This window comes from Streptomyces sp. JH14 (genome assembly GCF_029428675.1).
In the GTDB taxonomy this organism is placed as follows: domain Bacteria; phylum Actinomycetota; class Actinomycetes; order Streptomycetales; family Streptomycetaceae; genus Streptomyces.
In genome coordinates, this window is the sequence record NZ_JAJNEL010000001.1 from 1,619,191 (window position 1) to 1,641,048 (window position 21,858).

At 70.1% G+C, this 21,858-nt stretch carries 21 protein-coding genes; 7 read left to right on the forward strand and 14 right to left on the reverse strand.

Going from position 1 to position 21,858, the window contains the following annotated elements:
* Positions 1 to 5 precede the first annotated feature (5 nt).
* Both LRD69_RS07320 and LRD69_RS07325 read left to right on the forward strand, forming a co-directional pair.
* Positions 6 to 863 carry a deoxyribonuclease IV gene (locus LRD69_RS07320; RefSeq protein WP_277325744.1) on the forward strand — a complete coding sequence of 286 codons (858 nt, stop codon included), beginning with the start codon at positions 6 to 8 and terminating at the stop codon, positions 861 to 863.
* 244 nt (positions 864 to 1,107) lie between these two features.
* The gene (locus LRD69_RS07325; RefSeq protein WP_277329653.1) at positions 1,108 to 1,530 is read left to right on the forward strand and encodes a DUF4396 domain-containing protein; all 423 of its coding nucleotides are present in this window, start codon (positions 1,108 to 1,110) and stop codon (positions 1,528 to 1,530) included.
* 41 nt (positions 1,531 to 1,571) lie between these two features.
* On the opposite strand, the gene LRD69_RS07330 is transcribed toward LRD69_RS07325, so the two are convergent.
* On the reverse strand, positions 1,572 to 2,204 hold the full coding sequence (locus tag LRD69_RS07330; protein WP_277325745.1) for a sulfite oxidase-like oxidoreductase: 633 nt from the start codon (positions 2,202 to 2,204) through the stop codon (positions 1,572 to 1,574).
* Positions 2,205 to 2,358: 154 nt separating this feature from the next.
* On the opposite strand from LRD69_RS07330, the gene bfr reads away from it, so the two are divergent.
* The gene (gene bfr, locus LRD69_RS07335; protein ID WP_277325746.1) at positions 2,359 to 2,838 is read left to right on the forward strand and encodes a bacterioferritin; all 480 of its coding nucleotides are present in this window, start codon (positions 2,359 to 2,361) and stop codon (positions 2,836 to 2,838) included.
* A 36-nt stretch (positions 2,839 to 2,874) separates the two neighbouring features.
* On the opposite strand, the gene LRD69_RS07340 is transcribed toward bfr, so the two are convergent.
* Positions 2,875 to 3,204 carry a (2Fe-2S)-binding protein gene (locus LRD69_RS07340; RefSeq protein ID WP_277325747.1) on the reverse strand — a complete coding sequence of 110 codons (330 nt, stop codon included), beginning with the start codon at positions 3,202 to 3,204 and terminating at the stop codon, positions 2,875 to 2,877.
* Between the two features lie 170 nt (positions 3,205 to 3,374).
* Positions 3,375 to 4,721, reverse strand: a complete 1,347-nt coding sequence (locus LRD69_RS07345; RefSeq protein WP_277325748.1) for a 3-deoxy-7-phosphoheptulonate synthase class II — start codon at positions 4,719 to 4,721, stop codon at positions 3,375 to 3,377.
* A gap of 198 nt (positions 4,722 to 4,919) precedes the next feature.
* Between LRD69_RS07345 and LRD69_RS07350 the strand changes: the two genes are divergently transcribed.
* Positions 4,920 to 7,706 (forward strand): N-acetylmuramoyl-L-alanine amidase, encoded by a 2,787-nt coding sequence (locus tag LRD69_RS07350; RefSeq protein WP_277325749.1) that lies wholly within the window; start codon positions 4,920 to 4,922, stop codon positions 7,704 to 7,706.
* A 244-nt stretch (positions 7,707 to 7,950) separates the two neighbouring features.
* The gene (locus tag LRD69_RS07355; RefSeq protein WP_277325750.1) at positions 7,951 to 9,819 is read left to right on the forward strand and encodes an anthranilate synthase family protein; all 1,869 of its coding nucleotides are present in this window, start codon (positions 7,951 to 7,953) and stop codon (positions 9,817 to 9,819) included.
* 37 nt (positions 9,820 to 9,856) lie between these two features.
* Here LRD69_RS07355 and LRD69_RS07360 read toward each other — a convergent pair whose 3' ends face one another.
* The 5 genes from LRD69_RS07360 to LRD69_RS07380 all read right to left on the reverse strand — a co-directional run bounded on the left by LRD69_RS07360 (position 9,857) and on the right by LRD69_RS07380 (position 14,880).
* The gene (locus tag LRD69_RS07360; RefSeq protein ID WP_277325751.1) at positions 9,857 to 10,858 is read right to left on the reverse strand and encodes a 2-hydroxyacid dehydrogenase; all 1,002 of its coding nucleotides are present in this window, start codon (positions 10,856 to 10,858) and stop codon (positions 9,857 to 9,859) included.
* 67 nt (positions 10,859 to 10,925) lie between these two features.
* Positions 10,926 to 11,954 carry a 6-phosphofructokinase gene (locus LRD69_RS07365; protein WP_277325752.1) on the reverse strand — a complete coding sequence of 343 codons (1,029 nt, stop codon included), beginning with the start codon at positions 11,952 to 11,954 and terminating at the stop codon, positions 10,926 to 10,928.
* Between the two features lie 157 nt (positions 11,955 to 12,111).
* On the reverse strand, positions 12,112 to 12,816 hold the full coding sequence (locus tag LRD69_RS07370) for a response regulator transcription factor (protein ID WP_277329654.1): 705 nt from the start codon (positions 12,814 to 12,816) through the stop codon (positions 12,112 to 12,114).
* Positions 12,817 to 12,836: 20 nt separating this feature from the next.
* On the reverse strand, positions 12,837 to 14,084 hold the full coding sequence (locus tag LRD69_RS07375) for a DUF5931 domain-containing protein (RefSeq protein ID WP_277325753.1): 1,248 nt from the start codon (positions 14,082 to 14,084) through the stop codon (positions 12,837 to 12,839).
* Positions 14,085 to 14,136: 52 nt separating this feature from the next.
* Entirely contained in the window at positions 14,137 to 14,880 is a 744-nt protein-coding gene (locus tag LRD69_RS07380; protein ID WP_277325754.1) for a lysophospholipid acyltransferase family protein, read from the reverse strand.
* 195 nt (positions 14,881 to 15,075) lie between these two features.
* On the opposite strand from LRD69_RS07380, the gene LRD69_RS07385 reads away from it, so the two are divergent.
* Together LRD69_RS07385 and LRD69_RS07390 are read left to right on the forward strand one after the other, a co-directional pair.
* Entirely contained in the window at positions 15,076 to 15,855 is a 780-nt protein-coding gene (locus LRD69_RS07385) for an alpha/beta fold hydrolase (RefSeq protein ID WP_277325755.1), read from the forward strand.
* The gene (locus LRD69_RS07390; protein WP_277325756.1) at positions 15,848 to 16,516 is read left to right on the forward strand and encodes a hypothetical protein; all 669 of its coding nucleotides are present in this window, start codon (positions 15,848 to 15,850) and stop codon (positions 16,514 to 16,516) included. Before LRD69_RS07385 ends, LRD69_RS07390 begins: the two co-directional genes overlap by 8 nt.
* A 39-nt stretch (positions 16,517 to 16,555) precedes the next feature.
* Here the strand turns inward: LRD69_RS07390 and LRD69_RS07395 are convergent, their stop codons facing one another.
* The 6 genes from LRD69_RS07395 to LRD69_RS07420 all read right to left on the reverse strand — a co-directional run bounded on the left by LRD69_RS07395 (position 16,556) and on the right by LRD69_RS07420 (position 21,584).
* Positions 16,556 to 17,329 (reverse strand): endonuclease/exonuclease/phosphatase family protein, encoded by a 774-nt coding sequence (locus tag LRD69_RS07395; RefSeq protein WP_277325757.1) that lies wholly within the window; start codon positions 17,327 to 17,329, stop codon positions 16,556 to 16,558.
* Positions 17,330 to 17,410: 81 nt separating this feature from the next.
* On the reverse strand, positions 17,411 to 18,352 hold the full coding sequence (locus LRD69_RS07400) for an ROK family glucokinase (protein WP_277325758.1): 942 nt from the start codon (positions 18,350 to 18,352) through the stop codon (positions 17,411 to 17,413).
* A gap of 75 nt (positions 18,353 to 18,427) precedes the next feature.
* Entirely contained in the window at positions 18,428 to 18,886 is a 459-nt protein-coding gene (locus LRD69_RS07405) for a DUF5304 domain-containing protein (RefSeq protein WP_277325759.1), read from the reverse strand.
* 92 nt (positions 18,887 to 18,978) lie between these two features.
* Positions 18,979 to 20,205, reverse strand: coding sequence for an ArsA-related P-loop ATPase (locus LRD69_RS07410; RefSeq protein WP_277325760.1), 1,227 nt, complete (start codon positions 20,203 to 20,205; stop codon positions 18,979 to 18,981).
* Positions 20,206 to 20,209: 4 nt separating this feature from the next.
* Positions 20,210 to 20,659, reverse strand: coding sequence for an SRPBCC family protein (locus LRD69_RS07415; protein WP_277325761.1), 450 nt, complete (start codon positions 20,657 to 20,659; stop codon positions 20,210 to 20,212).
* A gap of 118 nt (positions 20,660 to 20,777) precedes the next feature.
* Positions 20,778 to 21,584, reverse strand: coding sequence for a metallophosphoesterase (locus LRD69_RS07420; RefSeq protein WP_277325762.1), 807 nt, complete (start codon positions 21,582 to 21,584; stop codon positions 20,778 to 20,780).
* Between the last annotated feature and the right edge of the window lie 274 nt (positions 21,585 to 21,858).

Genomic DNA, 21,858 nt, shown 5'->3' on the forward strand with positions numbered 1-21,858 from the left:
TCCGTATGCGCAACCCGGTCGGCGGCCATGTCCCCGTGGCCGGCGGCCTCGCCAAGGTCGGCCTGCCCTACGCCCGCGAGATGGGGGCGGAGGCCGTCCAGGTCTTCGTCGCCAATCCACGCGGCTGGGCGACACCGGCCGGGAACCCGGCGCAGGACGAACGGTTCCGCGCCGAGTGCGCCGCCGAGTCGATACCGGCGTACGTCCACGCCCCGTATCTGATCAACTTCGGTTCGCACACCGAGGCCACCGTCGAGAGGTCCGTGGGCTCGCTGCGCCACTCCCTGCGCCGGGCCCGTGAGATCGGCGCCCTGGGCGTCGTGGTGCACACCGGCTCCGCGACCGGTGGCCGGCCGCGCGCGGAGGCACTGGCCCAGGTACGCACCCACATGCGACCGCTCCTGGACGAGCTGACGCACGACGACGACCCGTACCTGCTGCTGGAGTCGACGGCCGGACAGGGGTTCTCTCTCTGCTCGCGGACCTGGGACTTCGGCCCGTACTTCGAGGCGCTGGACGCCCACCCCAGGCTCGGCGTGTGCCTCGACACCTGCCACATCTACGCGGCGGGCCACGATCTGGCGGGCCCCGGGGGCATGAAGCAGACGCTGGATCTGCTGGTGGACACGGTCGGCGAGGGCCGGCTGAAACTGATCCACGCCAATGACTCCAAGGACGTGGTGGGGGCCCACAAGGACCGGCACGAGAACATCGGCGCCGGTCACATCGGCCGGGAGCCGTTCCGGGAGCTGTTCGCCCATCCGGCGACGGCCGGGGTACCGCTGGTCATCGAGACACCGGGCGGCAAGGAAGGCCATGCGGCGGACGTGGCGCGGCTGAAGGAACTCCGCGACCGGAGCTGAATCCGCACCGCACGGGGAATACCCCCAGGGGGTATGTGGTTCCTATGTCGACGGGAACCGCTACCGGAGTCGGGGGATCGCCATGCAGCACGACGCACGCGACGAACAGCACGAGCAGCAGGGCCGGCACGAGCACCACGAGCACCGGAACCACGACGGTCGGCACGCGGACCACGCGAGCCATGCCGACCACGCGGTTCACACCGGCCGGGCGGCGCACACGCCCGGCGCGGCCGACTGGCCCATGGCCGCACGCGCCACCCTGCACTGCCTCACCGGATGCGCCATCGGCGAGATCCTCGGCATGGTCGTCGGAACGGCGCTCGACTGGGGCAACGCGCAGACGATGATCCTCGCGATCATCCTGGCCTTCGCCTTCGGCTACGCGCTGACCCTGCGCTCCGTCCTCACGGCCGGCGTGGACTTCCGAACGGCGTTCCGGGTCGCCCTCGCCGCCGATACCCTCTCCATCGCCGTGATGGAACTGATCGACAACGGCGTGATCGCGCTCTGGCCCGGAGCCATGGACGCCCAGCTCGCCGACGCACTGTTCTGGGGAGCCCTCGCGATGTCCCTGGCCATCGCCTTCGTCGTCACCACACCGGTCAACAAGTGGATGATCGGCCGCGGCAGCGGCCACGCGGTGGCGCACCGATACCACCACTGAGGGCGGGCCCGCCGCACCGCAGGGCGGAACCGGCCGGCAGGTCAGAGCTCGGGGCCCTCCCCGGGCTCCTCCTGGTAGGAGTACCGCTGCTCACGCCAGGGGTCACCGATGTTGTGATACCCCCGCTCCTCCCAGAAGCCCCGGCGGTCGGCCGTCATGTACTCGACGCCCCGGACCCACTTGGGCCCCTTCCAGGCGTACAGATGCGGCACGACGAGGCGCAGCGGAAAGCCGTGCTCAGCGGTGAGCAGCTCACCACCCTGATGGGTGGCGAAAAGTGTTCGGTCCGAGGTGAAGTCGGAAAGCCGCAGGTTGGAGCTGAAACCGTACTCGGCCCAGACCATGACATGGGTGGCCTGGGGCGAGGGAGGCGCGAGTTCGACGATCGTGCGGGCGAGAACCCCGCCCCATTCGGCGCCGACCATGCTGAATTTGGTGACGCAGTGCAGGTCGGCGACGACCGACGAGAACGGCAGGGCCGAGAACTCCTGATGGTTCCAGCAGTGCTTCTCACCGTCCGCGGTGGCCCCGAAGACCCGGAACTCCCAGCGGTCGGGCTTGAACTTGGGAACAGGCCCGTAGTGGGTGACTGGCCAACCGCGCTGCAGTCGCTGTCCCGGCGGAAGCTCGGACTGCTCTGATTCGCGGTATTCCCGGCTTTCCGGCTGACCCATGACTCCATGGTGACAGACAGGCAGGGGTGGTCATGACCAGGGCAGAGGCAATTCGGACAGCCCGCACTAAGCGTGTACTTACTGGACGACCAGGGGGTGCGGTGCGAGGATGCGCCCAACTTGACCAGTTCACCGGTTGGAAGGAGCCTCTGCGATGCAGGGCGACCCCGAGGTCCTCGAGTTCCTGAACGAACAGCTGACCGCCGAATTGACTGCCATCAACCAGTATTTCCTGCATGCAAAGATGCAGGAGAACTTCGGCTGGACGAAGCTGGCGAAGTACACGCGCTCCGAGTCGTTCGACGAGATGAAGCACGCCGAGACCCTGACGGACCGCATTCTCTTTCTCGACGGACTCCCCAACTACCAGCGACTGTTCCATGTACGGGTGGGCCAGACCGTCACCGAGATGTTCCAGGCCGACCGCCAGGTCGAGGTGGAGGCGATCGACCGGCTGAAGCGCGGCATCGACTTGATGCGCAACAAGGGCGACATCACATCCGCAAATATCTTTGAGTCGATCCTCGAAGACGAGGAGCATCACATCGACTACCTCGACACCCAGCTGGAGCTGATCGAGAAGCTCGGTGAACCGCTCTACATCTCGCAGCAGATCGAGCAGCCGGACAGCTGAGTTTCCCGAAGGCCGGGGAGGGGCCGACCCCTGAGCTCAGGCCGCGTCGGGAAGCCGGATGCCCGGGACCCTGCCGGGGGCAATGCCCGGGGCCCTACCGGGAGCGATGCCCGGGTCGGCAGCGGGAGCCGCGCCGGGCGAGAGAGGCTGCTCGGGGGTGCCGCCGGGCTCCGCGAGCCGCTGGGCGAGCAGCTCGCGAGGCGCGCAGGCGCCGCGGCCGAGCATCGCCTGGATCCTGCGGACGCAGCCGCCGCAGTCCGTGCCCGCCTTGCAGGCGGAGGCTATCTGGCGGGGAGTGCACGCCCCGGCTGCCGCATGTTCCTTGACCTGCTGCTCCGTAATGCCGAAGCACGAGCAGACGTACATGCGGTTCACCTCCCGGCGGGATTGATCGTTGGCGCCGTCCCGATTAATCGGTGAGGCTAACCTAACCTTACCCGGCGCTCCAGTCCCGTAAAGCCCCAGCATGACTGTGGGGCACGGATCACATCGATCCGTGCCCCACAGTCGTGCATACGCCACCGGCGGTGACGGTCCTACTGGTCCCGGTACATCTCGGCGACCAGGAACGCCAGGTCGAGGGACTGGCTGCGGTTGAGGCGCGGGTCGCAGGCCGTCTCGTAGCGCTGGTGCAGGTCGTCCACGAAGATCTCGTGGCCGCCGCCGACGCACTCGGTGACATCGTCACCGGTGAGCTCGACGTGGATGCCGCCCGGGTGCGTACCGAGGCCCTTGTGCACCTCGAAGAAGCCCTTGACCTCGTCCAGGACGTCGTCGAAGCGGCGGGTCTTGTGGCCGGAGGCCGCCTCGAAGGTGTTTCCGTGCATCGGGTCGGTGACCCAGGCGACGACCGCACCGGAGGCGGTGACCTTCTCGACCAGCGCGGGGAGCTTGTCGCGGACCTTGTCGGCGCCCATCCGGACGATGAAGGTCAGCCGGCCCGGCTCGCGGTCCGGGTCGAGGCGGTCGACGTAGCCGAGCGCCTCGTCGACGGTGGTCGTCGGGCCGAGCTTGATGCCGATGGGGTTGCGGATCTTCGAGGCGAACTCGATGTGCGCGCCGTCCATCTGACGGGTGCGCTCGCCGATCCAGACCATGTGGCCGGAGGTGTCGTACAGCTCACCGGTGCGCGAGTCGGTGCGGGTCAGCGCCGACTCGTAGTCCAGCAGGAGCCCCTCGTGCGAGGAGTAGAACTCGACCGCCTTGAACTCGGCCGGGTCCGTACCGCACGCCTTCATGAAGTTCAGCGCGTTGTCGATCTCCCGGGCCAGCGCCTCGTAACGCTGACCGGACGGGGACGACTTCACGAAGTCCTGGTTCCAGGCGTGGACCTGGCGCAGGTCGGCGTAACCGCCGGTGGTGAAGGCGCGGACGAGGTTCAGCGTAGAAGCGGATGCGTGGTACATCTGCTTCAGCCGCTCCGGGTCCGGGACCCGGGCCTTCTCGGTGAAGGCGAAGCCGTTGACGGAGTCGCCGCGGTACGTCGGCAGAGTGACGCCGTCGCGGGTCTCGGTCGACTTGGAGCGCGGCTTGGAGTACTGGCCGGCGATCCGGCCCACCTTGACGACGGGCACCGAGGCCGCGTAGGTCAGGACGGCGCTCATCTGGAGCAGCGTCTTCAGCTTGGCCCGGATGTGGTCGGCGGACACGGCGTCGAAGGCCTCGGCGCAGTCGCCGCCCTGCAGCAGGAACGCCTCGCCCTTGGCGACGGCTCCCATACGGGCACGCAGCTGGTCGCACTCGCCCGCAAAGACGAGCGGCGGATACGACGCGAGGTCCGCGAGTACATCGCGCAGAGCCTCGGCATCGGGGTACTCGGGCTGCTGCGCCGCGGGAAGGTCTCGCCAGGTGTGGCCACCGGCGACGGAGGTATTGGCGTTCACGGTCACAACCACAACATTACGGGGTCGTGTCCCGTGTTATTCCCCGTGCTCAGTGGCTGAGACAGCGTTTCGTGGCGGGCGGTGACGGACGCCACGTCGAGCCCTGCTAGCCTCACGTCTTTCCGATTCGAACAAGGGGACCGCAGGGGTGGGACGTTGAAGCGGAATCACCGCAGGGATCTCAACAAGAAACGTGTGATGTACGGCGTCGGAACAGCAGTCCTCGTGACGGCTACGGTCGGCACGATCGCCATGGCCTCCCAGGACGCCGTGACGACGGACAGCAAGCCGGCGTCACCCACCGCGGTGCTGCAGGGGCAGTTCGAGGACGCGGCGCGTGAGTTCGATGTTCCGCAGAGCGTCCTCATGGCCGTCTCGTACCGGCAGACGCGGTGGGAGAGCCACGACGGGGAGCCGAGCACCAGCGGCGCGTACAACGTCATGGGGCTCACCCGCGTCACCGAGGACGATGTCGAGAAGCCCACGAAGGCGGAGCAGCTCGCACATCTGAACATGAGCGGCGACCCCGCCGTGATGAAGCACTTCGACGCCGCACGGGCCCTGAAGGGCATGCCGGACAGCGTGGACACCAGCGCCCCCGAGCTGCACACGCTCGACGAGGCCGCGAAGCTCATCGACAAGCCGGTCGACGCGGTGCAGGACGACACCGCGCAGAGCATCCGCGCGGGCGCGGCCCTGCTCGCGCAGTACCAGCGCGAGGCCACGGACTCGCTGCCGGACGACGCCGGTCAGTGGTACCCGGCCGTCGCCCGCTACAGCCAGTCGCCGGACACCAAGGGCGCCACGCTGTTCGCGAACCGTGTCTTCGCGTCGGTCAAGAGCGGTGAGTCCCGGCTGACGGCGGACGGCCAGCAGCTGTCGCTGCCCGCCGACCCGTCGGTGACCCCGGTCAAGCCGTCGAAGATGCCGCTGGCGGCGACGAACATCGCCACCACCGCGACTCCGGCGCCGGAGTGCCCCACCGGTCTGAACTGCGACTTCAAGCCCGCCGGGTACAAGCAGAACAGCACCACCCCGGACGACTTCGGCAACTACAACGTCGCCAACCGTCCCGCCAGTGGTGAGGACATCCGCTCGATCGTCATCCATGACACCGAGGGCGGCTACGCCGGCTCCCTGGCCACGTTCCAGAACCCGGCGTCCTACGCCAGTGCGCACTACATGATCCGGGCGAACGACGGCCTGGTCACCCAGATGGTCGAGACCAAGAACGAGGCATGGCACGCGGCCAACAAGACCGCGAACATGCACTCGATCGGGATCGAGCACGAGGGCTACGCCATCAAGTCGGGCAGCTGGTACACCGAGCCGCAGTACGAGTCCTCGGCGACGCTCGTGAAGTATCTGGCGAACCGGTTCGGCATCCCGCTCGACCGTGAGCACATCATCGGGCACGACGAGGTACCGGGCGTGCTCGATGGCAACGTGGCGAGCCAGCACTGGGACCCGGGCCCGTTCTGGGACTGGAACCACTACATGACCCTGATCGGCGCCCCCACCGGTGCCGAAGGGGCCGGCGGGCCGCTCAAGGCCGGTCAGGTCGTCCGGGTGGTGCCTCCGTTCACCACGGCCAACCAGCCGGCGCTGACGTACGGCGGCGCCGCGGTCGCCAAGCAGCCGGCCAACTTCGGCTACCTGTACACGTCGCCCTCGACGACCGCGACGAAGATCACCGACCCGTACATCCCCAATGTGACGTCCACGGACGGCCCGAACTGGGGCAACAAGGTCGTGGCCGGCGGCACTTACGTCGTCGCCGAGGCCCAGACCAACTGGACCGCCATCTGGTACGGCGGCAAGAAGGCCTGGTTCCAGAACCCGAGCGGCCAGTTCACCGCCCCGGTCGGCAAGACCGCCCAGCCGGTGCTGAAGCCCAAGGCGGGCGCCACGTCCATCCCGGTGTACGGGCGTGCCTACCCGGAGGACGCGGCGTACGCGGGCACCGGTGTGGACATTCAGGCGAAGAACAACGAGTCGCTGTCGAAGTACAGCATCCCGGCCGGCCAGGCCTATCCCCAGGCCGGTCCGGCGCAGGTCGGCGACTACTGGTTCGCGGGGACGTTCGCAGGGACGGCCGCGGGCGACCGCACCCTGGTGAAGGGGAGCACCAACCTCTTCTACCCGATCCGCTACAACCACCGCATGGCCTGGGTGAAGGCGAGCGACGTCCAGCAGGCGAGCAGCACGGTTCCGGACGCGGGCACCAACCGCTACAACATCCTCGGCCGTGACTCCGCCGGTGTGCTCTGGCAGTACCAGGGCACCGGCAGCGCCACCGCGCCCTTCTACGGCCGCTACCGCGTCGGACCGGGCTGGCAGGACTACAACTCGGTCACCGCGATGACCGCGCTGCGCGCCGACGGCACGGGCGACATGGTGGCCCGGGACAAGAGCGGCACGCTCTGGTACTACCGGGGCGGCTCCAACCCGAGCAAGCCCTTCCTGAGCCGGCTCAAGGTGGGCGGCGGCTGGGGGGTCTACAACGGCCTCTGGGGCGCCCGCGACCTCGACGCGGACGGCAAGGCGGACCTGATCGCCCGGGACTCCTCCGGCGTCCTCTGGTTCTACAAGGGCACCGGTACCCCGGCGACGCCGTTCGCGACGAAGGCGCGCGTCGGCGGCGGATGGTCGATCTACAACTCGCTGGTCTCCACCGGTGATCTGACCGGTGACGGCAAGCCGGACCTGGTCGCCCGGGACTCCGCGGGTGTGCTGTGGCTGTACAAGGGCACCGGCAGCGCCACCGCCCCGTACGCCGCGCGCACCCAGGTCGGCAAGGGCTGGGGGGTCTACAACAACCTCCTCGGCCCGAGCGACCTCGACCGCGACGGCATTGGGGACCTGGTCGCCCGGGACACCTCCGGGGTCCTGTGGTTCTACAAGGGCACCGGCAGCGCCACCGCCCCGTTCGGCGCCCGCGTGAAGGTCGGCAGCGGCTGGAGCATCTACAACCAGCTGGTCTGACCGGTTCGTCACGGATCCGCCGGGGCCCGTTCCACCTGCCGGGTGGAACGGGCCCCGTTTCCGTCGTGTCGTGGGTTAGGGTTCGGAGCATGCTCGCGCATTCGATCCAGAACTGGTGGTGGACCGCTCATCCGGCGGCCCGCTGACTGCGCGTACACACCATCGCAGAGGCCGCCCGAGGGGCGGCCTTTTTCGTGTCCGGGGCCGTTCCTCCCAGCTGAACCCAGGGGAAGGAACACCACCCATGCTCATCGAGAAGCTCCTCGCCGACGACTGCCCGCCCTTCGCGCTCCTCCGCCGCCGGACACCGGGCCGTGACCACGACAGCGTCGAGGTCCTGATCGGCGCGGTGCACGAGGCGGAACGGCTCGCGGACCTCCCGGTGGGCGCGATGCCCACGCTGGCTCTGGTGCCGTTCCGGCAGATCGCCGAACGCGGCTTCGACGTCCGCGATGACGGGACGCCCCTGTCGGTACTGGTCGCGCAGGAGACGTACGAACTGCCCCTCGCCGAGGCCCTCGCGCACCTGCCCACCCATGACGTACAGGTCGAGGGCGGTGCCTTCGATGTCGGCGACGAGGAGTACGCCGGGATCGTCCGGCGGGTCATCGAGGACGAGATCGGGCAGGGCGAAGGGGCGAACTTCGTCATCCGGCGGACGTTCCAGGGGGAGATCCCCGGGTTCGGACGGGCCGACGCGCTGGCGCTCTTCCGGCGGCTGCTGGCCGGTGAGCGGGGCGCGTACTGGACGTTCGTCGTGCACACCGGCGACAGAACGCTGGTCGGCGCCAGCCCGGAGGTGCATGTGCGGATGTCCGGCGGAACGGTCGTGATGAACCCGATCAGCGGGACGTACCGCTACCCCGCCGAAGGGCCGACCGCCGAGAGTCTGCTGGCCTTCCTCGGTGACCGCAAGGAGACCGAGGAGCTCTCCATGGTCGTCGACGAGGAACTGAAGATGATGTGCACCGTCGGCGACATGGGCGGGGTGGTGATCGGGCCACGGCTCAAGGAGATGGCCCATCTCGCGCACACCGAGTACGAGCTGCGCGGACGCTCCTCGCTGGACGTGCGGGAGGTGCTGAAGGAGACCATGTTCGCGGCGACGGTCACCGGCTCGCCCGTGCAGAACGCCTGCCGGGTCATCGAGCGGTACGAGCCCGGCGGGCGGGGATACTACGCGGGCGCGCTGGCCCTGCTGCGGCGGGAGCCGGGCGGGGCGCAGACCCTCGACTCGCCGATCCTGATCCGTACCGCCGACATCGCGGCCGACGGGCGGCTGCGGGTGCCGGTCGGGGCGACCCTGGTACGCCACTCCGATCCGGCGAGCGAGGTCGCCGAGACCCATGCCAAGGCGGCCGGGGTGCTGACCGCGCTGGGGGTACGTCCCGGGCGGCCACGGGCCGAGAGGACGCGTCCGCGGCTGGCCGGCGATCCGCGGGTGCGGGCCGCGCTGGACGCCCGGCGGGACGGGCTCGCGCCGTTCTGGATGCGGATGCAGGAGCGCACGCAGGAGCTGTCCGGCCATGCGCTGGTGATCGACGGCGAGGACACCTTCACCGCGATGCTGGCGCATCTGCTGCGCGCCTCGGGCCTGGAGGTGTCGGTGCGACGCTACGACGAGCCGGGGTTGCGCGAGGTGGTACGGGCACACCTGGGTCCGGTCGTGCTGGGCCCGGGGCCCGGGAATCCGGGCGACGCCGCCGATCCGAAGATGCGGTTGCTGCGCGGGATCGCCGCTGAGCTGGTCCGCGGCCACCGGCACGGGCTGCTCGGGGTCTGCCTCGGCCATGAGCTGATCGCGGCGGAGCTGGGTCTGGAGATCGTCCGCAAGACCGTGCCGTACCAGGGCGCGCAGACCCGGATCGACCTGTTCGGGCGTCCGGAGACGGTCGGCTTCTACAACAGCTTCACCGCCCGCTGCGACGACGAGGCGGTCGGTGAGCTGGCCGCACACTCCATCGAGGTGAGCCGGGACGCGGCCACCGGGGAACTGCACGCGCTGCGCGGAGACGGGTTCGCGTCGGTGCAGTTCCACCCGGAGTCGGTGCTGACGCTGCACGGGGCGTCGATCGTCGCCGAACTGCTGGCGGGGCTGCCCGTGCGCAGTTGACGGCGGACGCGGCGGGGCCCCGGAGGAGATCCGGGGCTCAGTCCCCGAGCACGGGGACGAGGACGTTCTCGCTGTGGCGGCGGTCCAGGTAGTCGGCGACGTTCTGCACGGTGGCCTCGATGATCTGTGCCACGGCGTCCTCGGTGTAGTACGCCTGGTGCGAGGTGACGACGACGTTGGGGAAGGTGACGAGGCGGGCCAGGGTGTCGTCGTCGATGCCCTCCAGGGATTTGTCGAGGAAGAAGAGCCCGGCCTCCGCCTCGTACACATCGAGTCCGACGCCGGTGAAGCGGCCCGCCCGCAGCTCGTCGACCAGGGCGGTGGTGTCGATGAGGCCGCCGCGGCTGGAGTTGACCAGGATCGCGTCGTCCTTCATGTGGGCGAGGGCGGCCTTGCCGATGATGTGGTGGGTCGCGGGCAGCAGCGGGACATGGAGACTGATCAGGTCGGCCTCGGCGAACAGCTGTTCCTTCTCGACGTAGGTCATGCCGAGCCCGGTGCAGGCCGGATTCTCGGCCACGTCCCAGCCGAGCAGCTTCATCCCGTAGCCGTGGGCGATACGGGTGAAGGCCTCGCCGATCTTTCCCGTGCCGAGCACTCCGACCGTCCGGCCGTGCATGTCCCGGCCGAGCAGGCCGTCGAGACGGAAGTCGAAGTCACGGGTGCGGCTCGCGGCGCGGATGATCCGCCGGTTGACCGCCATGGCGAGCGTCCAGGCGAACTCCGCGACCGAGTACGGGGAGTAGGAGGAGACCCGGGCCACCCGCAGGGCGAGGCGTTCGGCGACGTCCAGGTCGATGTTGTTGAAGCCGGTGGAGCGCTGGGCGATCATCTGCGTGCCGCCCGCGGCGAGGGTCTGCAGCACGCCGCTGCCCAGATCGGCGTTGACACTGGTCGAGACGATCTCGTAGCCGGCCGCGATGGGTGCGGTGTCCGTGTTGAGGAAGACGTCCAGGCACCGGACGTCGTGCCGTCCGGCGAAGGCCTTCTCGATCAGCGGCTTCTCGTCGGACTGCACGCCGAATGCCAGGATTTCCACGTTTTCTCCTGAGAGGCAGGGTACGGGCCGGATAGCGGCGAATATACGGCCCGCATCCCTGACGTGCTCAGCCGAAGAAGACGCCGACCTCCGCATAGAGCGCCGGATCGACCGTCTTGAGCCGGGCGGTCGCCTCGGCGATCGGCACCCGCACGATGTCCGTGCCGCGCAGGGCGACCATCACACCGAAGTCGCCGTCGCGGACGGCCTCGATGGCATGCAGTCCGAAACGGGTGGCCAGCCAGCGGTCGAAGGCGCTGGGGGTACCGCCGCGCTGGACATGGCCGAGGACCGTGGTCCTGGCCTCCTTGCCGGTGCGCCGCTCGATCTCCTTGGCCAGCCATTCGCCGACGCCGGAGAGCCGGACATGGCCGAAGGAGTCGTGGGATTCGTCCTTGAGGATCATCTCCCCCTCGGCAGGCATGGCGCCTTCGGCGACGACGACGATCGGGGCGTAGCTCGCCCGGAAGCGGGAGGTGACCCACGCGCAGACCTGGTCGATGTCGAAGCGCTGCTCGGGGATGAGGATGACGTTCGCGCCACCCGCCAGTCCGGAGTGGAGCGCGATCCAGCCCGCGTGCCGGCCCATCACCTCGACCACGAGGACCCGCATATGGGACTCGGCCGTGGTGTGCAGACGGTCGATGGCCTCGGTGGCGATGTTGACCGCCGTGTCGAAACCGAAGGTGTAGTCGGTGGCGGAGAGGTCGTTGTCGATGGTCTTGGGAACGCCGACGCACGGGATGCCGTACTCGTCGGACAGGGTCGCGGCCACGCCGAGCGTGTCCTCGCCGCCGATGGTGACGAGTGCGTCGACCTCGTACTTGGCGAGGTTGTCCCTGATCCGGCGGACGCCGTGCTCGACGTTGAGGGGGTTGGTGCGCGAGGATCCGATGATGGTGCCGCCGCGCGGCAGGATGCCGCGCACCGCCGGGATGGAGAGCGGAACGGGCTCCCCCTCCAGTGCGCCGCGCCAGCCGTCCCGGAAGCCGATGAAGTCGTAGCCGTACTCCTGAACGCCCTTGCGGACGATGGCGCGGATGACCGCATTGAGCCCGGGGCAGTCGCCGCCCCCGGTCAGTACTCCGACCCGCATGGAAGCATCCCTTCGCCGAAGTGAGCCCGCTGACGACCACGCTAAGGGTGATCCAGGTCACTCGGGGATGGGTCGGAAGGTCAATTCCCGTGAAACAAGGTGCGGTTGATCGCTTTCTCAGGCGTCCCGGGCGTCGTCGGCCCAGGCCTCAGGGATCTCAGGCGTCGTCGAGGCCGCGTTCGATCGCGTACCGCACGAGCTCCACCCGGTTGTGCAACTGGAGCTTGCCCAGGGTGTTCTGGACGTGGTTCTGCACGGTGCGGTGCGAAATGACGAGCCGCTCGGCGATCTGCTTGTACGAGAGTCCCTTGGCGACCAGCCGCAGCACCTCGGTCTCCCGGTCGGTCAGCTGCGGGGCCTTCGGCTCGTCGGACGCCACGGGGACCGGTTCGGAGGCCAGCCTGCGGTATTCACCGAGCACCAGCCCGGCGAGCCCGGGGGTGAAGACGGGGTCCCCGGCCGCGGTGGACCGCACGGCCTCGGTCAGCTCCTGCGTACTGGCCGACTTGAGGAGATAGCCGGTGGCGCCGGACTTCACCGCCTCCAGTACGTCGGCGTGCTCGCCGCTCGCGGAGAGCACCAGGACCCGCAGGCCGGGGTGGGAACCGACGAGTTCCTTGCAGACCTGGACGCCGGGCATCCCCGGCAGATTGAGGTCGAGCACCAGGACGTCGGGGGTCGCGGCCCTCGCCCGGCGCACGGCCTGCGGGCCGTCACCGGCGGTCGCCACCACGTCGAACCCCGACTCGGCGAGATCGCGGGCGACGGCATCACGCCACATCGGGTGGTCGTCGACCACCATCACCCTGATCGCCCGCTGCCCGGCGTCCTGCGCCCCTGACGTGCCCGCTGTGTTCGCCATGCTCGCCGTGTTCTCTTCGCTCATCGGCCGGAACCTGCCTTCCCCCGTGAATCGTCCGGATTCCTGAAAACCTTGGGAACCTTCAGCTCGACCTCGGTGCCCTGGCCGGGTACCGAGATCAGCTCTGCCGTGCCGCCCAGATCGCGCAGCCGCCCCCGGATCGACAGGGCCACCCCCATCCGGCCCTCCCCCTCCGCCTGCGCAAGCCGCCCCTCCGGGATACCCGGGCCGTCGTCCCGGACCGTCACGATCACCTCGTCCGGCCAGTCCTCGACAAGGATCCACGCCTGGGCGTCCTGACCTGCGTGCACCCGCACATTGTCCAGGGCGGCACTGACGGCGGCCGCGAGTTCCTTCGCCGCCACCGGTGCGAGCAGTACCGGAGCGCCCGGCTCCGCGAAGCTGACCCGGGAACCGGCGTGCGGGGCGAGCAGCGAGCGCAGATCGCAGTCGGCCGCGCCGGACGGTCCGTCCTCGTCGTCGACCTCGACGGTACGGACCACCGCGCCCTCGGCCGCGTCCTCGGAGACCCGGGTGGTGGGCACCAGTCCGCTGGAGACCAGGGTGCGCAGGGCGATCTCCTGCTCCCCCGCCATCCGGCCCAGCTCGGCCGCCTCGCCGCCCAGCTGCGTGCCGCGGCGCTGCACCATCGCGAGCACCTGCAGCACGCTGTCGTGGATGTCGCGGGCCAGCCGCTCCCGCTCCCGGGTGGCCGCCTCGATCTCCAGGGCACGGGCGAGGGTGCGCTCACTGGCCCGGGCGACCTCGACGACGTAGCCGATGGCGATGGAGGCGACCCAGACCAGCAGGACGTTGTGGAGGGTGTCCCGGTTGGGTTCGCCGCGCTCGACGATGTTGGCGGCGGCGACGAACGAGGAGGCGAAGGCCGCCCAGCGCCAGCCGCCCTTGATCGCGAACGCCAGGACGGAACCCGCGGTCCAGATGGACGGCAGGGTCGTGCCGTCGATGTGCTGGGCGTCGAAGTCGGCGAGCGGGGTCAGCAGAATGCCGGTGAGCGCGAGCGTGAGGTCGGCGCCGAGGAAGCGTTTGGTGCAGCTCGCGGCTCCCGCGACCTTCGGGAGCGTGGCGAGGGTCCATGCGGCCATGACGACCAGGAAGGCGAGCGCCACCCAGGGGCGCTCGTAGGCGTCCCGGCCGATGACGGCGAGCAGGCTCGCGTACAGCATCGTCAGAATCCGGTACGCGGTCAGTGCACGCCACAGCGGCTGCTCGACCGACATCCGCACGACCCGCTCGCGCTTGGCCATGTCCCCCCACCCCCCGGACGGAACGGCGGCGCGGTGACGCGCCGCCGTTCCGTCATCCCTGCGTGCCGGGCTTTCTGCCCGCGTGCTTCGTCTCCTCGGCGCGGCGCTTCGCCTCGTCCGCGATCTGCCGCTTGGCGGCGGTCGCGTAGATGTCGACGTACTCCTGCCCCGAGAGCTTCATGATCTCGTACATCACCTCGTCGGTGACCGAACGCAGGATGAACCGATCGCCCTCCATGCCGTGGTAGCGGCTGAAGTCGAGCGGCTTGCCGATCCTGATGCCCGGGCGCATCAGCCTGGGGATCACCTGACCGGGCGGCTGGATCTTCTCGGTGTCGATCATCGCGACGGGGATCACGGGCGCTCCGGTGGCGAGGGCCACCCGTGCCAGCCCGCCGGGCTTGCCGCGGTAGAGCCGGCCGTCGGGCGACCGGGTGCCCTCCGGGTAGATGCCGAAGAGCCCGCCGCTCTCGATGACCTCGATACCCGCCTTGATGGCCGCCTCACCGGCGCCCCGGGCACCGGAGCGGTCCACCGGAACCTGCCCGACGCCCTTGAAGAAGGCGGCCGTGAGCCTGCCCTTCACTCCGGGCGCGGTGAAGTACTCGGACTTGGCGATGAAGGTGACCTTGCGGTCCAGGACAGCCGGCAGGAAGAACGAGTCGGAGAACGACAGATGGTTGCTCGCGAGGATCGCCGGCCCCTGCGCGGGGACGTTCTCCAGGCCCTCCACCCACGGCCTGAAGGCGAGCTTCAGGGACCCGCCGATGGAGAACTTCATTGCGCCGTAGATCAACTCTGGTGCCTCCTGTGTGCTGTCGGACAGACCTTAACCCGTGGCAGCGCCGCCGCTCCTGCCCGGCACAAGGACGAAGACGGCTGGGACAGGTGACGACCCTGGTCGGTGTCAGTCCGGTCGCGTACGGTGAAGTAATCCTTCTTGCACTCCCCCCTTACGCTCCCCTTCGAGCCTCACGAACAGGAGACCCAGGTGCCGGTCCTCCCCGGAGCCGAGCCGTTCCGCCACGAGGGCGGAGAGGTCGGCGTCCTCCTCTGTCACGGATTCACCGGTTCCCCGCAGTCGCTGCGCCCCTGGGCCGAACATCTGGCGGAGCACGGGCTCACGGTCTCGCTGCCACTGCTGCCCGGGCACGGCACCCGCTGGCAGGACATGCAGGTCACAGGCTGGCAGGACTGGTACGCGGAGGTGGACCGGGAGCTGCGGGCCCTGTCGGAGCGGTGCCGTCAGGTCTTCGTCTTCGGGCTGTCCATGGGCGGCGCACTGGCGCTGCGGCTGGCGGCGAAGCACGGGGATGCGATCACCGGTCTGGTGCTCGTCAATCCGGGGAACAAGGTGCACGGCCTCGCGGCGTACGCGCTGCCGGTCGTCCGGCATCTGCTGCCGTCCACGAAGGGCGTGGCGAACGACATCGCGCTCGAGGGGTCCGAGGAGATCGGCTACGACCGGGTGCCGTTGCACGCGGCGCATGCGCTGCGGAATTTCTTCCGGCTGGTCGACGCCGACCTGCCCCAGGTCACCCAGCCGATCCTGCTGCTGCACAGCCCGCAGGACCATGTGGTGCCGCCGGCCGACTCGGCGCGGATCCTCAGCCGGGTGTCGTCGACGGACGTCGAGGAGATCCTGCTGGAACAGAGCTACCACGTGGCGACGTTGGACCATGATGCGGAGCGGATCTTCGACGAGAGCCTCTCGTTCATCGGCCGCCTCGCTCCGAGCGTCGGAAAGAAGGGGAGCACGTCCGGTGGCTGAGCACGACGCGGAGCGCGCGGGCAGCGAGGAGGAGCGCGAACCGCGCCCCACCGAGGGAGCGGCCGTGCCCGACGGGGGCGCGGGTGCGCAGGATGTCCCCGCCCGGCCCGCGGGCGAGGGCGTCCCGCTCGACGAGGAGGCCGCCTGGCAGGCGATCGTCGCCGGCTACGGCGACGAGCCGCCGGACCCGCCGGGTGCGAAGCCGTTCAAGTCGATCGATGATCTTGCGCGGCTGGAGGACGGTCAGCGCAACGTCCTGGATCCGGACAAGGGAGCGGGCAAGCAGGGGCCCCCGAAGCCGCCGGAGAAGCCGCTCGGCAGCTCGGTCGTCTTCGCGCCCGGCGTCACCGGTCCGCGCGACTACGAGGTGACCGAGCCGGCGGCCGGCGAGGACGACGCGGACGACGGCGGGGAGGGGCATTTCGTCCCGCCGGAGCCGCCGCCGCTGCCGGAGGCCGATGTCACGGCGAAGTTCGCCTGGCTCGCGGTCGTCGGCGGGCCGGTGCTGCTGCTGATCGCGGTGCTGCTGCAGTGGGAGATGACGTGGTGGCTCACCACGCTCTGCATCGGCGGTTTCCTGGGCGGCTTCGTCACGCTGGTCGCACGGATGCGTGACGACGACGAGGACGAGGACGATCCGGGGCGAGGCGCGGTCGTCTGAGACGGATCCCGGGGCAGTGGTCCGCGCCGCTCCCCCGGGTCAGGCCCGTTCGGCGCGGGAGGCCAGGGCGGGGACCCGGAGTGCGGCCAGCACCGGCAGATGGTCCGTGGCCGCGCGCAGGTCCGGCTCGGTGATCCCGTCGAGCCCCGACGGGACCCCGCAGCCGAGGACCTCGATCCCGCCGGTCGCGAAGATCGCGTCGATGCGCAGGCGCGGATCGTGCGCCGGGAAGGTCTCCTCTCCGCCCCAGGGCCGGACCGACCGGCAGTCCTGGAGCCGCCCGGACAGCAGGCGGAAGGCCTTCCCCTCCGGCCCGTCGTTGAGGTCGCCGGCCGCGATGGCGTGCTCGACCTGCATGGCGGCCAGCCGGTCGAGCAGCAGGTCCGCCTGGGCCAGCCGCTCGTCGTGGCGCAGGCTCAGATGGCAGCTCAGCAGACCGATCCGGGTGCCCGCGATCCGTACCACCGCCGTGGCGAACCCTCTGCGGTGCAGTCCGGGGGTGCGTGGCAGCAGCACGTCCTCCGTCCGTTCCATGGTGGCGCGCAGTGAGCACAGCAGCAGGGGTCCGGCCGCGGTGGCGCCGCCGCAGAGGATCACCAGGTCGGTGTGGGCCGCCAGCCAGGCGGCGCGCTTGCGCCAGCGGAAGAAGCGCGGGGCCTCCTGGATGAAGACCAGATCGGGTGCGCAGGCCCGGATGACGCGGGCCAGTGCCTCGCGGTCGTCGCGCATCGACCTGATGTTGTAGCTGAGCACTCTGATGACGGCCGAACCATCCGGCTCGGTACGGGAGTCGGGCAGCGGCGTCAGAACCATACGGGTCACGATACGACGGACGCCCGCCGCTCCCGCAGGGGCGCGACGGGCGTCCGTCGATGTCCGTGACCGGACGGTGGCTCAGCCCTGCCGGGCCAGGTCCGCCGCGCCCACCAGACCGGCCTTGCCGCCCAGTTGGGCCGCGAGCACCTGTGCGTGCGGACGCCACTCGCCGCCGATCAGCCAGCGCCGGAACGATTTGCGGATCGGGTCGAGAACGAGCTCGCCCTCGTCCGAGACGCCGCCGCCGACGATGAACGCGGACGGGTCGAAGAGCGAGGCGAGGTCGGCGAGTCCGGCGCCGGCCCAGCGGGCCAGCTCGCGGAACGAGTCGACCGCCACCGGGTCGCCCTGCCGGGCGGCCGCGCTGATGTGCTTGCCCTCGATGCCGTCCACCGTGCCGTCGCCGAGGCCGAGGAGGACCTCGGCGTGCTCCGGGGTGGCGTTGGCACGCTGCTTCGCGTACCGGACGAGCGCCCGGCCGGATGCGTACTGCTCCCAGCAGCCCTGGCTTCCGCAGCCGCAGAGCAGCCCGTCCGGAACGACCCGGATGTGCCCGAATTCGGCCGCGACCCCGAAGCGTCCGCGACGCAGCTTGTTGCCGATGATGATGCCGCCGCCCAGACCGGTGCCGAGCGTGATGCAGATGACGTCGTCGTGGCCCTGGCCCGCGCCGAAGCGGTATTCGCCCCAGGCCGCGGCGTTGGCGTCGTTCTCGACGACGACCGGGAGGCCGACGCGCTGCTCGACCTTGTCCTTGAGCGGCTCGTGCCGCCAGTTGATGTTCGGCGCGAACAGCACCGTCGCGCGCTTGTCGTCGACGTATCCGGCAGCGCCGATGCCGACCGCTTCGACCTCGTGTCCCTCGCTCGCGCCGGCCACCGCCGCCGCGATCGCGTCCACGATGCCTTCAGCCGTCGGCGGGGTGGGCACGTTGAACATCGAGAGGATCCGGCCCTCTTCGTCGACCACTCCAGCCGCGATCTTCGTGCCGCCGATATCGACGCCGATGGTGAGTCCCATGAATCCCTCAGTTTCGGTCGAGCCCCGCTAGGGCCAACCGTACCCGAGCGCCGGTCCCGGCCCTATCGGTGCCGGTCAGTCCAGGTCGATCTGTTCGCCCGCACCGGTGCCGTCGTCGCGCGGGTCGGTGGGGTCACCGGCCTTCTTCGTGGCGCCGCCGGGGTCGGTGGCGCCCTGGGTCCAGCGGCGTTCCTGGCCCTCCACGGCGGAGCGGTACGCGGCGAGGAGCTCGTTGCCGGCCGCGGCGATGTGGTCGAAGACGTCGGGGTTGCGTTCGATGACGGGCTCGACGACGGACTTCGCCTGCTTGATCACCTGCTGCACGGCGCCCTGGGCGGCCACACCGAACAGCGGCGACTGGAGGGAGGCGACCTTGTCGGCCACGGCGTCGACCAGTTTGCGCAGTTCCTCGGCGGCGGACCCGGTCTGCGGACCGTACTGGGCGCGGCGGCGGGCCTTCTCCTCCTCGAGATCCTCGGCGCAGGCCTTCGCCCACGCGTCGTCGTCGACGGGACGATCGGTGGCTTCGCTCATGGCGGACTCCTGCGACGTGGTTGCGGACGGTCACGTACGGCGGCGCATACGGGACATGTACTACCGACGTTACCCGAACGGTGGAAGGCCGTTCAGGAGGTCCGCGGCCACAGCCCGGGGTCCGGGGTGAACCGGACCCGCAGCACACCGTCGGTGAGTGCCGCGCCGGAGACGGTGCAGCGGCGCAGGCCGGACTCCAGCTGCACGATCCGGCGGAACGGGCCGACGGTCAGGAACAGTTCGTCGCCGCGCCGCACCAGCTGGAGACTCTCCTTGACGGCTCCGGGCAGCGGCAGGCACCAGGTCAGGACCCCGTCGTGGCTGTCCGCGGGGCCGGGTCTCTCGATCCACCAGGGGTCCTCGGCCCGCCCGGCCGGCCGGGCGGCCGGTCCAGCGTCCGGTCCGTCGTCCGCCAGGAGGCCGTCGAGGCCGCTGATCTCGCCGAGGTCGCCGAGCCCCTGCGGCTCCCGGCCGAGGTGGCGCACCTCGCGCAGGGGCACGGCCGGCGCCCACTCCTCGTACCAGCGGTCGATGCACTTCTCCTGTTGGGCGGCGAGCGCCGCGAACCAGGGGTCCGGCGAGTGACGGGGCAACACCCGGTTGACGGCGAGGGTGTCGACACGCAGCCCGTACAGGGCGAGTCCGGTGCGGGCGGCGCGCAGCGCGTCCTCGGCAGCAGGGCCGGGTTCGACGACGAGCCGGACCGTGGTGGTGCGGTCCTCGATCAGGGCCTGGACGGCGGCGAGCTCGGCGTCCCGGCGGGCTGCGGCGTCGTACAGCCACTGGGCGGGCATGGGGACGCCGGCCAGCTGGGCGAGCATCGGGCGCAGGGCCCGGGCGGCCTGGCGTTCCGGGGGCAGCAGGCGGCGCAGATAGCGGCGCAGCTGTTCGGGCAGGGCCAGGACAGCGAGGGCGTCACGCAGCGGCGGCAGGTCGACGACGAGGAGCTCGTGGCCGTCCCGCGACCAGTCGCCGTCGACCGCGCGACGCAGGGTGTGCAGCAGGGCGAGCCGGTCGCTGCCGGGGAGTTCGGTCAGCTCGTCGCTGTCGAGCCGGTTCCCGCCGAGCAGGTCCAGCACGGTGGACGCCCGGTCCTGGAGGTCGAGGAGCTCGCTGCGGAAGTGCTCGCCGGAGTCGATGCGGGCGAACCGGAGCCCCTCGGTGACCTCGGTGGGTTCCGTGGCGTCGGGGAATCCGGGTATGACGTCGGCGGAGAGCAGCAGGGTGCGGCAGCCGCGCCGGGCGGCGGCCAGGGCGGTCGCCGCCGCGACGGTGGTACGGCCGGCTCCGCCGGGTCCGGTGACGAGGACCGTACGCACCGGGTCAGCCCTGCGGGACGGACTCGACGCGCTTCTTCAGGCCGGCCAGGGCGCGGTCGATGATGACCTTCTCGGCCTTGCGCTTGATCATGCCGAGCATCGGGATCTTGACGTCGACGGTCAGCCGGTAGGTGACCTCGGTGCGGCTTCCGTCGCCGAGCGGGGCCAGCACGTAGGAGCCGTCGATGGCGCGCAGCATCTGGGACTTGACCAGGGTCCAGCTGACCTCGTGGTCGCCGGTCCAGGTATACGCGAGGGTGTGGTCGTCCTTGATCGCGCCCGCGTCGAGGACCAGGCGGACCTTCTCGGCGCGGCCCTGGTCGTCCTTGGCGAGGATCTCGGCCTCCTTGACCTCGCCGGTCCACTCCGGGTAGCGGTCGAAGTCGGCGATCACGCCCATGACGTCGGCCGGTGCCGCCTCGATCGTGATGCTCGAGCTGGTGTGTTCAGCCATCGCTGTGGCTCCTCCAGTGCGGGGTACCGGTCGGTCGGCAGAGGCCTGCCGCCAGAAGGCTATCGCGTGCGCGGAGCGCATCCTCCCAGGCCCCCGCGGACCGTGGCGGAAGGGCCGGTCACCACTCGAGCGCCCATGGCCGGCCGGTCGACGCGAAGTGCCCGACATTCACGCATTCGGTGGCGCCGATCCGCATCCGGCTGACGAGCGGCTGGTGGACATGGCCGAATACGGCGTACCGGGGGCGGGTCCGGTGGATGACGTCGAGGAGGGCCCGGCTGCCGCGTTCGAAGCGCCGCGCGACCGTGTCGTACGTCAATTCCGGGACGTCGGGCGGGATGTGCGTGCACAGGACGTCCACATCGCCGATCGCCTCGACCTTGGCGGCGTACTCCTCGTCGCTGATCTCGTACGGCGTGCGCATCGGGGTCTGCAGTCCGCCGCCGACGAACCCGAAGACACGGCCGCCGATCTCGGCGCGTTCACCGTCCAGGACGGTGGTGCCGGGGCGGGCGTACTCGGGCCAGAGACCGGGGATGTCGACATTGCCGTAGGTCGCGTACGTAGGGGTGGGGAAGGCCGCGAACATCTCGGCGTACTGCTTGCGCACCGCACCGACGATGGCGGCGTTGCGGTCCATGCCCGCCCAGAGTCCGCGGCCGAATGCGCGGGCCTCCTCGTAGCGGCGGGCCGTGCGCAGCGCGACGATCCGGTCGGCGTTCTCGACGCCGAAGAGCTCGGGGAAGATGCCGCGCGAGTGGTCGGCGTAGTCGAGGAAGAGCACCAGGTCACCCAGGCAGATGAGCGCGTCCGCCCCGTCCCCTGCGCGGGCCAGCGCCTCGGTGTTCCCGTGCACGTCACTGACCACATGGATACGGTTGCGGCGGGCGGTTGCGCCCTCTCGGCTGTTCGGTCCGGCTCGCATGACGATCACCCTAGGACCCTGCCGACGGTGTGGGTAGAGCCGCCGGACCTGCGGTTACTTCCTGGTCGTCAGCCACGTGCACTACTGTGCGCGCAAGGACCACCGATATGTGTGACGCATAAAACATCTGGCCGGAAACCCCTATCGGGAACCCCGTACCGGTGGGTAACGTCCGGGCAGTCCAGTTGTGCTCACCCCACGGAGCACCCTCCCACCTTGGACCGCAGCCGGTGCGTCGCACAGAGCCGTGGCACCGGAGCCCGATGAGGAGCAG

What these genes read in the sequence shown, in the direction of transcription:
- LRD69_RS07330 (WP_277325745.1), bottom strand. Translation starts at nt 2,204, where the DNA reads ATGGGTCAGCCGGAAAGCCGGGAATACCGCGAATCAGAGCAGTCCGAG.
- bfr (WP_277325746.1), top strand. Translation starts at nt 2,359, where the DNA reads ATGCAGGGCGACCCCGAGGTCCTCGAGTTCCTGAACGAACAGCTGACC.
- LRD69_RS07350 (WP_277325749.1), top strand. Translation starts at nt 4,920, where the DNA reads ATGTACGGCGTCGGAACAGCAGTCCTCGTGACGGCTACGGTCGGCACG.
- LRD69_RS07405 (WP_277325759.1), bottom strand. Translation starts at nt 18,886, where the DNA reads ATGAGCGAAGCCACCGATCGTCCCGTCGACGACGACGCGTGGGCGAAG.
- LRD69_RS07365 (WP_277325752.1), bottom strand. Translation starts at nt 11,954, where the DNA reads ATGCGGGTCGGAGTACTGACCGGGGGCGGCGACTGCCCCGGGCTCAAT.
- LRD69_RS07340 (WP_277325747.1), bottom strand. Translation starts at nt 3,204, where the DNA reads ATGTACGTCTGCTCGTGCTTCGGCATTACGGAGCAGCAGGTCAAGGAA.
- LRD69_RS07325 (WP_277329653.1), top strand. Translation starts at nt 1,108, where the DNA reads ATGGCCGCACGCGCCACCCTGCACTGCCTCACCGGATGCGCCATCGGC.
- LRD69_RS07375 (WP_277325753.1), bottom strand. Translation starts at nt 14,084, where the DNA reads ATGGCCAAGCGCGAGCGGGTCGTGCGGATGTCGGTCGAGCAGCCGCTG.
- LRD69_RS07415 (WP_277325761.1), bottom strand. Translation starts at nt 20,659, where the DNA reads ATGGCTGAACACACCAGCTCGAGCATCACGATCGAGGCGGCACCGGCC.
- LRD69_RS07400 (WP_277325758.1), bottom strand. Translation starts at nt 18,352, where the DNA reads ATGGGACTCACCATCGGCGTCGATATCGGCGGCACGAAGATCGCGGCT.
- LRD69_RS07320 (WP_277325744.1), top strand. Translation starts at nt 6, where the DNA reads ATGCGCAACCCGGTCGGCGGCCATGTCCCCGTGGCCGGCGGCCTCGCC.
- LRD69_RS07370 (WP_277329654.1), bottom strand. Translation starts at nt 12,816, where the DNA reads ATGGCGAACACAGCGGGCACGTCAGGGGCGCAGGACGCCGGGCAGCGG.
- LRD69_RS07420 (WP_277325762.1), bottom strand. Translation starts at nt 21,584, where the DNA reads ATGCGAGCCGGACCGAACAGCCGAGAGGGCGCAACCGCCCGCCGCAAC.
- LRD69_RS07395 (WP_277325757.1), bottom strand. Translation starts at nt 17,329, where the DNA reads ATGGTTCTGACGCCGCTGCCCGACTCCCGTACCGAGCCGGATGGTTCG.
- LRD69_RS07355 (WP_277325750.1), top strand. Translation starts at nt 7,951, where the DNA reads ATGCTCATCGAGAAGCTCCTCGCCGACGACTGCCCGCCCTTCGCGCTC.